This is a genomic window from Nonomuraea sp. NPDC059023, from assembly GCF_042740095.1.
Taxonomy (GTDB): Bacteria; Actinomycetota; Actinomycetes; order Streptosporangiales; family Streptosporangiaceae; genus Nonomuraea.
The window spans coordinates 685,491-697,483 of sequence record NZ_JBHYIO010000001.1 but is presented as its reverse complement, the minus strand read 5'-3'; the positions used below and the strand labels follow the sequence as shown (position 1 = coordinate 697,483).

The window sequence follows — 11,993 nt, the reverse complement described above, 5'->3', positions numbered from 1 at the left end:
GGCGGCATGCGCAGTAAATGGGCCTGCCTGGCGATCGCCTGCCTCGCCACGCTCCTCCTCTCCCTCGATCTGACCGTCCTGCACCTCGCCCTGCCGAGGCTGGTCGCCGACCTCGGCGCCTCCCCGACGCAGTTGCTGTGGATCGGCGACATGTACGGCTTCGCGCTCGCCGGCCTGCTCATCACCATGGGCAACCTCGGCGACCGGATCGGACGCAAGCGGCTGCTCCTCATCGGCGCCGTGGCGTTCAGCGCCGCCTCCGTCGTCACCGCCTACGCCCCCAGCGCCGAGCTGCTCATCGCGGCCAGGGCGCTGCTCGGCGTCGCGGCGGCCACGATCATGCCGTCCACCCTGTCGATCATCCGCAACGTCTTCACCGAGCCCGGCGAGCGCACCACCGCGATCGGCATCTGGAGCTCGATGAGCGCGGCCGGGTTCGCGATCGGGCCGGTCGTGGGCGGCGTCCTGCTCGACCACTTCTGGTGGGGATCGGTCTTCCTGATCAACCTGCCGATCATGGCTGTCGTGCTCGTCGGCGGCTACCTCGTGCTGCCGGAGTCGCGCAACCCGGACGCGGGCCGGATCGACGTGCTGAGCGTCGTGCTGTCCTTCGCCGGCGTGGTCGCCGTCATCTACGCGGTGAAGGAGGCGGCGCACAACGGTCTCGGCGCCCCTGACGTCCTCGCGGCCGGCGTGCTCGGAGCCGCGGCGCTGGTGGTGTTCGCACGGCGCCAGACGCGGCTGGCCCATCCGCTCATCGACGTGCGGCTGTTCGCCAAGCGCGCCTTCAGCGCCTCCATCGGCACGAACCTGCTGGCCATCTTCACGATGATGGCGATGTCGCTCATGTTCGCCTGGTACCTGCAGCTCGTCATCGGCTGGTCGCCGCTCCAGGCGGGCCTGGCCAGCCTGCCCGGTGGCCTGTCCGGCGCCGTCGGCGGCATGGTCGCCGCGCCGCTCATCCGGGTCATGGGCCGCAACGGCGTGGTCGCGCTCGGACTGGCCATGAACGCCGTGTCCTTCGCCTGGTACGCCACGCTCGGCACCGACCTGAACTACTTCTACCTGCTGGTTCCCATGGTCATCGGCGGCATCGGGATCGGGCTCACGTTCACCGTGAACAACGACAACGTGCTGGCCACCGCGCCCAAACAGCGCGCCGGGGCCGCTGCGGCCATCTCCGAGACCGCCTTCGAACTCGGCGGCGCGCTCGGCATCGCCGTCCTCGGCACGGTCCTGACCAGCACCTACCGCGCCAACATGACCTATCCGGACCCGGCCGCCCGCGAGTCGATCACCGACGCGATCAACCTGGCGAGCACGTTGCCCGCCGAGCGGGCCGGTGAGCTGATCGGCGCGGCGGAGCGGGCGTTCGTGGCCGGGATGCAGACGACCTCGGTGGTCACCGCCGCCATCCTGGTGGTCGTCGCGGGGCTCGCGCTGGCCGGGCTGCGCGGGGTGCCCAAGGTCATCACCGACGCTGAAGAACCTGCCCACCGGTGACCGCGGGCTCCGGCTGGGGGCGGAGGCTGCGCAGCCGTACCAGGACCAGGAGGGCGGCCAGGCCGGTCATGAGCGGCGGCACCACGAAGGCGAGGGCGGGGCCGGCCTGGTCGACCAGCTGACCGGCCACCGAGGCGCCGGTCGCGATGCCGAGGCCGATGGCGCCGTTGAGCCAGGTGAACGACTCGGTACGCACGTCCGCCGGGACCAGGTCGTCGATGATCGTGTAGCCGGTGATCACCACGGGGGCGATCACCAGGCCGGCGAGGGCGGCGGCGCCGTACGTCATGGGGATGGAGCCCGCGAACGTGAGCGCGGTGGTCGCGACGGCCAGCAGCGCCAGGCCGGCCACCAGCCGGACGCGCGCGGTGACCTTCCAGCGGACGGCGCCGTAGAGCAGCCCGCCCATCACGCTCGCGGCGGAGAACGTCCCGTAGATCGGGCCGGCCAGCGCGGGCTCGCCCAGCGCGGCCGTCAGCGACGTGATGCCGACCTGCAGCGAGCCGAAGACGGAACCCATGGCGAGAAAGGCGAGCGCCAGCGGCGCGACGCCGCGCAGCCGCAGCACCCCGCCGGTGGCCCGCACCCGGACCGGCATCGGCTCGGGCAGCGCGGTCCGCACGCTCGCGAACACGACGGTCCCGGCCACGATCAGCACCAGCGCGCCCAGCAGGGCCACGACCGGCGAGAACCCCGTGGACAGCCCCACCAGCAGGACGGGGGCGAGCGTGAAGGTCAGCTCATCGGTGATCGATTCGACCGCGAAGGCCGTGTTCAGCTTCCCAGAACCACCCAGCCGGTGCGCCCAGCGCGCCCTGACCATGGCCCCGACCTGCGGTACCGACGCTCCCGCCAGCGCGGCGGTGAGCACGAGGAACGGCACCGCCGCCCGCCCGGAAGCCAGCGCGAGCAGCGCCCCGAGCGCCAGCCCGTGAACGGCGATCTGCGGCAGCAGCACCCTGCGCTGGCCGTAGCGGTCGGCGAGCCGGCCGGTCTGCGGCCCCACCAGCGCCTGTGACACCGCGGCGGCCGCGGCGGCGATCCCGGCCGCGCCATAGGAGCCGGTGGACCACTGCACGAGCAGCAGCACACCCATCTGCAGCATCGCGTACGGCAGGCGGGCCACCAACGCGGGCGCCAGGAACCGCCAGGCGCCGGGGGTGGCCAGCACGTTCAGGTAGGACCTCATCTGGTCTCCGTCCAGGTCATGACGGAGCCTCCCGGGAGCGCACCGTCGTGGTGGGCTTCGACCGGGGTGATACCGACGTGGTTCAGTCGGCCGCCGAGCGGTCTAACAGTGAGCTACAACGCCGGATGATCCCCCTTTATTGCCCCTCGACGGGTGCCCTTGAACACACCCATCCCCCGCCACCAACCCCACCTCGCCAACCCGGCTCCACCGAACCTGGAAAGAGACCTCGGTGGGAAGGGGCGCGGGCGAAGGGGGCGCTGGGGGCCGTGCGTGGGCCCGTGGCGGCGGTGTCAGGTGATGGCGGGGACGGAGGGGCAGGTGCGGGTGATGCGGGGCGACAGGGCGTCGAGGCGCCCGCCGATCAGCCGCGCGAGGCCCTCGATGGCCTGGATGCCCCGTCCCTCCCCCGGCTGCAGGTCCGTCTGCACGGCCAGCAGCAGGTCACGCCCCGGCCCGTGGATCCGGCCGTAGCTGGTGACCGCCCAGGTGTTGTGCACGAAGGGCCGGGGAGTCCACCCGTTCTTCAACGCCACCCGGTCCCCGGGCCGCGCGGCGGCGCTGACCCCCCAAGCCTGATCGGCCTGCACGCGGCTCATCAATCCGAGGATGTGCGCCCGATGGGCGGCCGACAGTCCCGCGCCACCCTTGACCAGCAGCCGCAGCAGCCGGATGCGGTCGGCCGGGCTGGTGTTGGTCCCGCCCCAGTACCGGCTGGGCCCCGGGGTGGTCTCCCGCAACCCCATCCGCCGGTAGAAGTTCCCCATCCCGTATCCCGCGCCGACCCGCCACCACAGCGCGTCGGCGGCGTGGTTGTCACTCTCCCGGATCATCCGGGCCGCCAGGTCGCTCTCCGCGGCGCTGAGCCGCCCCCGCCGCAGCATCAGCGCCGTCAGGATGTCCACCTTGCTGCCGCTGGCGGTGATCATGCCGCTCTCATGCTCCCGGTACGACAGCCGCAGCCCGCTGACCAGCTCGTGCGCGCTGTAGACGATCCGTCCGGGCTGCCGGGTCAGATACCGGTCGAGATCCCGCTGAAGCCGCCCTCGCGCCGCCGCCCCACCCACCGGGTCCGGATATTTCAGCACACAGGCGGGGTTGGCCACGTGCACATGCGGCGCGAACGGCACCACCGCACCCCCGCCACCACACCCCGCCACGCCCGCCACGCCCGCGACGACCCCACCGATGACAGCCGATCGCCACCCAGCACGCATGCCCGTCCCCCCGGAACACGACCTCGCCCCGGGGGTGGCGATCTTCCCATTACAGGATGATCTCTGCCCACCACCTCAACAGGTCACACGCCCCGATATCCGGGAAAGGGCACTAACCAGCACTAATATCGGGCGGGGGTTCGTCAGGCGGCGAGGTGTTCGCGGAGGAAGGCCGCCACCTCGGCCACCGCCTGTCCCACGTACGGCTCGCGGTCGTACAGGTCCACGTGCTCCTTGGCATCCAGCCAGACCAGCTTCTTGGGCTCGTCCAGCCGCCGGTACACCTCCTCGGCCCCTTCGGGCGAGCAGAACCGGTCGATCACCCCGTGCACGATCAGCGCCGGTTTCGGGGACAGGAAGTCGGCGCCCATCATGTTGTCCATGGTGATCAGCTCGCGGATGCTCGCCCTGGTCACCTCGTTCTTCCAGGACGCCGCCGCGCCGCGGGAGGTCCCGTAGTAGGCGAACGGCTCGTCTCCCGGCATCGCCGCCTCCCCGTCCGCGGACACTGCGGGCACGTACTCGACCGCGCCACCGAGGTCCTGACGCTCCAGCACGCCGGTGAACCCGTCCAGCGCGCCCTGGTAATCCATGCCCGTCCGCATCGCGTACGGATTGTTGTACGCCCCCGCGACCCCGGCGAAAGCCTTAACCCTGGGATCAAATGCAGCAAATTTCAGGGCATATCCGCCGCCCAGGCAGATGCCCACCGCCGCGATCCGCTCCGGATCCACCTCCGGCCGCGACCGCAGCAGCGACACCGCCGCCCGCAGGTCGTGCAGCTTGCCCTGCACGTCCTCATGCCGCCGGGGCTCGCCTCCCGACTCCCCCCAGCACCGGTGGTCGAAGGCCAGCGTGACGAACCCCTCGGCGGCCAGCCGCTCGGCGTAAAGCCCGGTCACCTGCTCACGCACGCCGGTGAAGGGGCCGGTCAGCACGACGGCCGGCCGTACCCCGGAGCCTGGGGGGACTCGCAGGTCGCCGGCCAGCACGATCCCGTCGGCGGAGAACTCCACTCTCATGCCCCAAGTCTGGGCGGCCGTGGGCCCGGGTGTCCACGGCCGCGCGCGGGACTCAGGAGTCGAAGCCCAGGCCCATCCTGTCGAGCGTGCGCAACCACAGGTTGCGCTTGCCCTGGTGGAGGTCGGCACGGGCGATCGACCACCGGGTGAACTGGATCACCCCCGACCGGACCGGCTCCGGCGGGAACGGCACCGGCTTCTCCTTGACCATCCGCAACTCGGTCCGCTCGGTACGCTCGCCCGACAGCAGGTCAAGCATGACGTTCGCGCCGAAGCGGGTGGCGCCCACGCCCATGCCGGTGTAGCCGACGGCGTAGGCCAGCCGGCCGCCGTGGGCCTGGCCGAAGAAGGCGGAGAAGCGGCTGCAGGTGTCGATGACGCCGCCCCACCGGTGGGTGAAGCGCAGGCCGGACAGCTGCGGGAAGGTGTCGTAGAAGTGCCCGGCCAGCTTGACGAACGTCTCGTCGCGCTGGTCGTACTCGGGCTTGAGGCGGCCGCCGTTGTAGTACACGGCGTCGTAGCCGCCCCACAGGATGCGGTTGTCGTCGCTCAGCCGGTAGTAGTGGAACTGGTTGGCCGAGTCGCCGACGCCCTGCCGGTTCTCCCAGCCCACCGAGGCGAGCTGGGCGGGTGACATGGGCTCGGTCATGAGCGCGTAGTCGTAGACCGGCACGACGAAGTGCTTGAGCCGGCGCAGCAGCGGCGGGAAGACGCCGGTGCCGAGCGCGACCTTGGGCGCGGCGGCGCTGCCGTGCGGGGTGCGCAACGTCATGGTGACGCCGTCGTCGTCGAGTGCGCGGACCGGCGAGCGCTCGTAGATCCTGACGCCGAGCTTGAGACAGGCCGCGCGCAGCCCGAAGGCCAGCTTGGCCGGGTCGAGCATGGCGCAGCCGCTGCGCTCCCACAGCCCGCCCAGGTAGGTGGGCGAGTCGACCTCGGCCCGCACCTGCTCCCGGTCCAGGGGCACGTAGTCGAGCCCGAGGTCGGAGATCAGGTCCAGGTGCTCGTTGAGGTCGTCGAGCTGCCACGGCTCGGTGGCCACGTGCAGTTCACCGGTGCGTTCGAAGGAGCAGTCGATGTCGTAGCGGCGCAGGGTCGCCTCGATCTCGTCGAGGTTCTCCACGCCCATGTTCTCGAGCCGCTCGATGTCCTCGGGCCAGCGCTCCAGCCCGTTGGCCAGCCCGTGCGTGAGGGTCGCCATGCAGAACCCGCCGTTGCGGCCGGTGGCCGCCCAGCCGATCCTGCGGCCTTCCAGCAGGACGACGTCCTGGGAGGGGTCGCGTTCCTTGGCCATCAGGGCGGTCCACAACCCCGAGAACCCCCCGCCGACGACGACGAGGTCGGCGGTCGTCTGTCCGAAGAGCCGCGGTTGCGGCTCAGGTCTGGCCGGACTGTCCAGCCAGTACGGCTTGCGCTCCGCATCAGCAAGCGCCTTCAGCGGATCCACAAATCCCACTTCCCTACGAAGTTAGTGTGAAATACGAAAATTGCGGGATCTTATGAGTGATCACGCACGGGTTCCCCCCGCCGAAATCCGATCTCGCCTCCCTGTTCTTTGTCGTTCTTGTATGCCAAACCCCCCGCCGACCGGCGGGGGGAAGGTCGGATTTCTCAGGTACGGCGCCGCCGAGCCGAGACGAAGTTGGCCACGGCGATCAGCACTCCGACACCAAAGATCAGCGTACCCATGACGTTAACCTGCGGCGGGATGCCGGTCTTCACCGACCCGACGATCCACAGCGGGAACGTGATGGTCGAGCCGTTGACGAAGCTCGTCACCACGTAGTCGTCGACCGACAGCGCGAAGGCCAGCATCGCCCCCGCCGCGACACCCGGCATGATCGCCGGAAGCGTCACCTGCCGGAAGGTACCCCACGGCGTGGCGCCGAGGTCCCTGGCCGCTTCCTCAAGCGAGGGGTCGAGCGTGACCACCCTGGCCCGTACGGTCACCGTCACGAACGACAGCGAGAACAGCACGTGCGCGATGATGATCGTGACGGAGTCGCGCGGCATGTTCGCCGAGACGAACAGCGACAGCAGCGAGGAGCCCATGACCAGCTCCGGCGTCGAGATCGCGACGAAGACCAGGAAGTTGGTGACGCCCTTGCCCCGGAACCGGAAGCGGCCGAGCGCGAGGCCCAGCATCGTGCCGATGACCGCGGTCACCACGGTGCTGGCGACCGCGATCACCAGCGAGTTGATCAGCGCGGTGGACAGGTCCGAGATCGAGAAGAGCTCCTGATACCAGCGCAGCGTGAAGCCCTGCCAACTGGTGTTGGACTTGCTCTTCTTGTCGTTGAACCCGAAGAGGATCATCACGGCGATCGGCGCGGACAGCCAGACGATGATCAGCCAGGTGTAGGCGTGGAGGAGGCGGTCGCCCAGACGGTTCGTTCTCATCGGTTGGCCGCCGCTTCCAGAACGTTCTCCGTGCCCAGCGCCTTGGCATAGATGAAGATGCCCACCAGCAGCACCGCCATCAGCGTGAACGACAGCGCCGACGCCGACGGGTAGGCCAGGTTCGTCAGGTACTCGGTCTGGATGACGTTGCCGATCATCGTGTTCGAGGTTCCGCCGAGGATCTGGGCGTTGACCGGGTCGGCCGTGGCGGGCACGAACGTCATCAGCACCCCGGCGAACACACCGGGCAGCGACAGCGGCAGCACCACCCTGCGGAAGGCGGCCAGGCGGGTCGCGTACAGGTCCTGGGCCGCCTCGATCACGCGCGGATCCACGCGCTCCAGAGCGACGTAGATCGGCAGGATCATGAATGGCAGCCAGTTGTACGTCAGCCCCGCCACCACCGAGAAGGTCGTGGCCAGCACGTGGAAACCGGCGGGCAGCAGCCCCCAGCCCTTCAGCGTGCCGAGCAGGATGCCGTCGTCGGCCAGCAGGAAGCCCCACGAGATCGTGCGCAGCACGAACGAGACGAAGAACGGCAGCAGGAGCAGGAACAGGTAGGTGGACTTGCGCGTACCGCCCTTGAAGGCGATGAAGTACGCCACCGGGTAGCCGATCACCAGCATCGCGACGGTGGCCATGGCCCCGTAGGCGAACGAGCGGGCCAGCTGGGTGCTGTAGCGGCTCAGGGCGTCGGTGTAGTTGGAGAAGGCGAAGGTCTGGACGAAGCCGTCGATGTTGTTGCCGGTGGTCGTCGAGACCGAGGCCATCGCCGCCAGCGGCACCACCAGGAAGATCCCTAGCCATAGCCAGCTCGGCAGTGCGAGCAGGTAGGGGGTAAGCCGGCCTTTCATGCCTAGGCCTGGGTGACGGTCTGGAAGATGCGGTTGAACACCTGCTCGGTCTTGGTGGTGAGCTGGGTGTAACCGCGCAGCTTGGAGTAGTCGCCCTCGGTCGGGAAGATCAGCGGGCTGTTGACCAGCGTCTCCAGATCCGTCTTCTCCTTGCCCTGCAGCGTCGCCACCTTCGCCTTGAGGATGTCGTGCGCCGCGGGGACCGGGGTGACGAACTGGATGAACTCCTCCAGCTCGGCGGCGATCTCCGGCTTGTAGAACCAGTCCATCAGCGTGATCGCGTCGATCGGGTTGGCCGCGCCCTTGGGAATGAGCATGTTGTCGGTCCAGATCGTGCCGCCCTCCCCCGGCACCACGAACTTGACCGGCTCACCCGCGAGCTGGCGCTGGAACACATCGCCCGACCAGGCCATCGTCAGCCACACGTCACCCTTGGAGACGGCGTCGATGTAGTCCTGGTCGTAGTACTTGCGCACCAGCCCGGCGTCGCGCTGCTCCTTGAGCTTGGCGCCGGCCTTCTCCCAGTCGGCCTGCGTCGACTTCTCCGGGTCGATTCCCAGCGCGAACATGCCGAAGTTGCCGATCTCCTGGGCGTCGCGCATCATCCCGACGCGGCCCTTGTACTTGGGATCGAACAACGCGTTGATGCTGGTGATGTCGTCCTTGACGTACTTGGTGTTGTAGGCGATCCCCGTGATGCCCGAGGTGTAGGGCACGGTGTAGACGTTGCCCGGATCGTAGGCGCGGTCCTTGTACTTGGCGCCCGCGTTGGCGTTGAAGTTCGGCAGCTTCGACTGGTCCAGCTGGACCACGTAGCCCAGCTCGATCATGTGCTGGAGCTGGATGCCGTTCGTCATGACCACGATGTCGTAGCCGAGCGACTGGCCCGCCCTGAGCACCGGGTCGACCTTGCCGAAGAAGGAGGCGTTCTCGTCGATGACCTCTTTGTACTCGTAAGAGATACCGGTCGCCTTCTTGAACTCCTCCAGCGGCTTCTTGTCCTCGGGCATGTACTCGGGCCAGTTGGCGAAGACGACCTTGCCGGTCTTCTTCTGCTTGGCCCAATAGTCCTGGACCGCGTCCGGCTTGGCCGGGGCCTGCTTCTGACCCTGCACACCGCAGGCGGCCAGCATCAGCCCGGTGGCCGACAGCCCGGCGAGCCGCAACGCCTCACGCCGGGTGCGGGTCTGCGTCATCCCACGCAGAAGGGCGATCTTGTTCACGGGGTCCATGGCCTTCAACTTCCAATCACATATGAGTGCTGCGGCTGCCACGACAGCCAGACCGAGTCACCCCGCTCGGCCGTGGTAGTGGAGTCGTGCGCGTTCTGCTGGAATACCGTGACCTCGGCCCCGTCGGCGAGGGCCACGGCGTAACTGTTGTAGGTACCGAGGTAGACCACTTCGGCGACCGTGCCCGGCACCGCGCTGACCTGGCCGTTCGGCTCAGCGGTGTCGATGGTGATCTTCTCCGGGCGTACGGTGACCGAAACGTCGCCGTCCTGGCCCGGAACCAGGACCCGGCCACCGCCGATGGGCAGCACGCCGGCGGCAGCCGTACCGGCGAGAAGGTTGGATGTGCCGATGAAGCCGGCGACGAACTGCGTCGCCGGGCGCTCATAGATCTCACGCGGGCCGGCGAGCTGCTCCACGAGGCCGTCGTTCATGACGGCGATGCGGTCGCTCATCGTCAGCGCCTCGTTCTGGTCGTGCGTGACGTAGACGAAGGTGATGCCGACCTCGCGCTGAATGCGCTTGAGTTCGATCTGCATGGCCTGGCGCAGTTTCAGGTCGAGGGCGCCGAGCGGTTCGTCGAGCAGGAGCGCGCGCGGGCGGTTGACCAGAGCCCTGGCCAGCGCCACACGCTGCTGCTGGCCGCCGGACATCTCCCGCGGGCGGCGCTTCTCGCGGCCGGTCAGGTCGACGATCTCCAGCATCTCGGTCACCCGCTGCCGGATCTCGGCCTGGGCGACGCCCCTCTGCTTGAGCCCGAAGGCCACGTTGTCCCACACGTTCATGTGCGGAAACAGCGCGTAGGACTGGAAGACCATGTTCACATCGCGCTTGTTGGGCGGGACGTTGGTGACGTCCTTCCCGAGCAGCTTGACCACGCCCTTCGAGGGCTCCTCGAAGCCCGCGATCATGCGCATGGTCGTGGTCTTGCCGCAACCGGAGGGGCCGAGGAGGGAGAAGAACTCCCCCTCGGCGATCTCCAGCGTGACGCCCTTCACAGCCTGGACGACCTCGCCGTGCGACTGGTACTCCTTGACGACGTCATCGAGCTGGATCGCGTGCATCTAGTCTCCGATGTAGTGCATGACGTGCTTGACGCGCGTGTAGTCGTGAAGACCGAAGACCGACAGGTCCTTGCCGTAGCCGGAGTGCTTGAAGCCGCCGTGCGGCATCTCGCTCACGAACGGGATGTGCGTGTTGACCCACACCACGCCGAACTCGAGCCTGTTCGACATCCGCATCGCGCGGCCGTGGTCGGAGGTCCAGACGGAGCCCGACAGGCCGTAGCGCACGTCGTTGGCCTTGGCCAGCGCGTCCGCCTCGTCGGTGAACGTCTGGACCGTGATGACCGGGCCGAAGACCTCGTTCTGCACCATCTCGTCGTCCTGCTTGAGGCCGTCGACGATGGTCGGAGCGAAGAAGTAGCCCTTGTCGCCCACGCGGTGCCCGCCGGTCAGGACCTTGGCGTGCGACGGGGCCCGCTCGATGAAGCCCTGGACCCTGGTGAGCTGGTTCTCGTTGTTCAGCGGGCCGTACAGGGCGTCCTCGTTGGACAGGTCGCCGGTGACCGTACCGGCGGCGGCCGCGGTGAGGGCGGCCACGAACTCGTCGTGCACGCTCTCGTGGACCAGCACGCGGCAGGCGGCGGTGCAGTCCTGGCCGGCGTTGTAGAGCCCGGCGGTGGCGATGGACTCGGCGGCGGTCTTGAGGTCCTTGACGTCCTCGAAGACCACGACCGGGGCCTTGCCGCCCAGCTCCAGGTGGACCCGCTTGAGGTCGTCGGCGGCGGTCTTGGCGACGGCCATGCCCGCGCCGACCGAGCCGGTGATCGCCACCATGGCGGCGGTCGGGTGGCCCACGACCAGCGCGCCGGTCTCGCGGTCGCCGGTGACGACGTTGAAGACTCCGGGCGGCAGGACGCTGCCGATGATCTCGGCGAGTTTGACGGTGGATACGGGCGTCGTGTCCGACGGCTTGAGCACGATGGTGTTTCCGGCGGCCAGCGCCGGGGCGATCTTCCAGACCGCCATCATCATCGGGTAGTTCCAGGGCGTGACCTGGCCGATGACGCCGATCGGCTCGTGCCTGATGACGCTTGTGTGCTCGGCGAGGAACTCACCGGCCGTCGGGCCCTCAAGGGTCCTGGCCGCACCGGCGAAGAACCGGAAGTGGTCGGCCGCGACCGGAGTCTCGTCCTCGGCCATGCGGGCGCGGGGCTTGCCGGTGTTGAGGCACTCAGCCTCGTTGATCTCATCGGCCCTCGCCTCGATCGCCTCGGCGACCTTGAGCAGGAGATTGGCCCGCTCTCCCGGCGTGGTCTGACCCCACGACTCGAACGCGGCAGCCGCGGCGGCGTAGGCGGCATCGACATCCGCTGGACCGGAGATCGGAGCCTGAAGATAGGCTTCGCCGGTGCAGGGATCGATGACATCGGAGAATCGGCCGCTCTTGGCGTCCACGAACTCATTGTTGATGAAGTTCTGCAGACGGCTGGTCAACGTGTGACCTCCTGGTGAACGTGGCTGAGATGCCGCGACTCTGACAGAGTAACCGCATCTAGACAAGGGATTCCGAAG

At 68.7% G+C, this 11,993-nt stretch carries 10 protein-coding genes; 1 reads left to right on the top strand and 9 read right to left on the bottom strand.

Going from position 1 to position 11,993, the window contains the following annotated elements; genetic code table 11:
* Nucleotides 1-6 precede the first annotated feature (6 nt).
* Nucleotides 7-1,503: a DHA2 family efflux MFS transporter permease subunit gene (locus ACFWYW_RS03245; RefSeq protein ID WP_379620455.1), complete on the top strand. Its 1,497-nt coding sequence runs from the start codon at nt 7-9 to the stop codon at nt 1,501-1,503.
* Here ACFWYW_RS03245 and ACFWYW_RS03240 read toward each other — a convergent pair.
* The 9 genes from ACFWYW_RS03240 to ACFWYW_RS03200 form a co-directional block, all read right to left on the bottom strand.
* On the bottom strand, nt 1,472-2,692 hold the full coding sequence (locus tag ACFWYW_RS03240) for an MFS transporter (protein ID WP_379620453.1): 1,221 nt from the start codon (nt 2,690-2,692) through the stop codon (nt 1,472-1,474). The genes ACFWYW_RS03245 and ACFWYW_RS03240 overlap by 32 nt on opposite strands.
* A gap of 293 nt (nt 2,693-2,985) precedes the next feature.
* On the bottom strand, nt 2,986-3,909 hold the full coding sequence (locus ACFWYW_RS03235) for a serine hydrolase (protein ID WP_379640893.1): 924 nt from the start codon (nt 3,907-3,909) through the stop codon (nt 2,986-2,988).
* Nucleotides 3,910-4,052: 143 nt separating this feature from the next.
* On the bottom strand, nt 4,053-4,931 hold the full coding sequence (locus ACFWYW_RS03230; RefSeq protein ID WP_379620449.1) for an alpha/beta hydrolase: 879 nt from the start codon (nt 4,929-4,931) through the stop codon (nt 4,053-4,055).
* A gap of 52 nt (nt 4,932-4,983) precedes the next feature.
* A complete protein-coding gene (locus ACFWYW_RS03225) occupies nt 4,984-6,378 on the bottom strand; it encodes an NAD(P)/FAD-dependent oxidoreductase (RefSeq protein WP_379620447.1) in 1,395 nt (464 codons plus the stop codon).
* 164 nt (nt 6,379-6,542) lie between these two features.
* A complete protein-coding gene (locus tag ACFWYW_RS03220; protein ID WP_379633816.1) occupies nt 6,543-7,331 on the bottom strand; it encodes an ABC transporter permease in 789 nt (262 codons plus the stop codon).
* A complete protein-coding gene (locus ACFWYW_RS03215) occupies nt 7,328-8,185 on the bottom strand; it encodes an ABC transporter permease (protein WP_379620443.1) in 858 nt (285 codons plus the stop codon). The genes ACFWYW_RS03220 and ACFWYW_RS03215 overlap by 4 nt, the downstream gene beginning before the upstream one ends.
* A 2-nt stretch (nt 8,186-8,187) precedes the next feature.
* Nucleotides 8,188-9,417, bottom strand: a complete 1,230-nt coding sequence (locus ACFWYW_RS03210; RefSeq protein WP_379620441.1) for a PotD/PotF family extracellular solute-binding protein — start codon at nt 9,415-9,417, stop codon at nt 8,188-8,190.
* A gap of 5 nt (nt 9,418-9,422) precedes the next feature.
* Entirely contained in the window at nt 9,423-10,481 is a 1,059-nt protein-coding gene (locus ACFWYW_RS03205) for an ABC transporter ATP-binding protein (protein WP_379620439.1), read from the bottom strand.
* Nucleotides 10,482-11,915, bottom strand: coding sequence for a gamma-aminobutyraldehyde dehydrogenase (locus ACFWYW_RS03200; RefSeq protein ID WP_379620437.1), 1,434 nt, complete (start codon nt 11,913-11,915; stop codon nt 10,482-10,484). It lies immediately after the preceding gene.
* Nucleotides 11,916-11,993: the final 78 nt, after the last annotated feature.

Excerpts from the sequence above, each read along its gene's own strand:
- ACFWYW_RS03245 (WP_379620455.1), top strand. The coding sequence starts at position 7 with ATGCGCAGTAAATGGGCCTGCCTGGCGATCGCCTGCCTCGCCACGCTC.
- ACFWYW_RS03240 (WP_379620453.1), bottom strand. The coding sequence starts at position 2,692 with ATGAGGTCCTACCTGAACGTGCTGGCCACCCCCGGCGCCTGGCGGTTC.
- ACFWYW_RS03235 (WP_379640893.1), bottom strand. The coding sequence starts at position 3,909 with ATGCGTGCTGGGTGGCGATCGGCTGTCATCGGTGGGGTCGTCGCGGGC.
- ACFWYW_RS03230 (WP_379620449.1), bottom strand. The coding sequence starts at position 4,931 with ATGAGAGTGGAGTTCTCCGCCGACGGGATCGTGCTGGCCGGCGACCTG.
- ACFWYW_RS03220 (WP_379633816.1), bottom strand. The coding sequence starts at position 7,331 with ATGAGAACGAACCGTCTGGGCGACCGCCTCCTCCACGCCTACACCTGG.
- ACFWYW_RS03215 (WP_379620443.1), bottom strand. The coding sequence starts at position 8,185 with ATGAAAGGCCGGCTTACCCCCTACCTGCTCGCACTGCCGAGCTGGCTA.
- ACFWYW_RS03210 (WP_379620441.1), bottom strand. The coding sequence starts at position 9,417 with ATGGACCCCGTGAACAAGATCGCCCTTCTGCGTGGGATGACGCAGACC.
- ACFWYW_RS03205 (WP_379620439.1), bottom strand. The coding sequence starts at position 10,481 with ATGCACGCGATCCAGCTCGATGACGTCGTCAAGGAGTACCAGTCGCAC.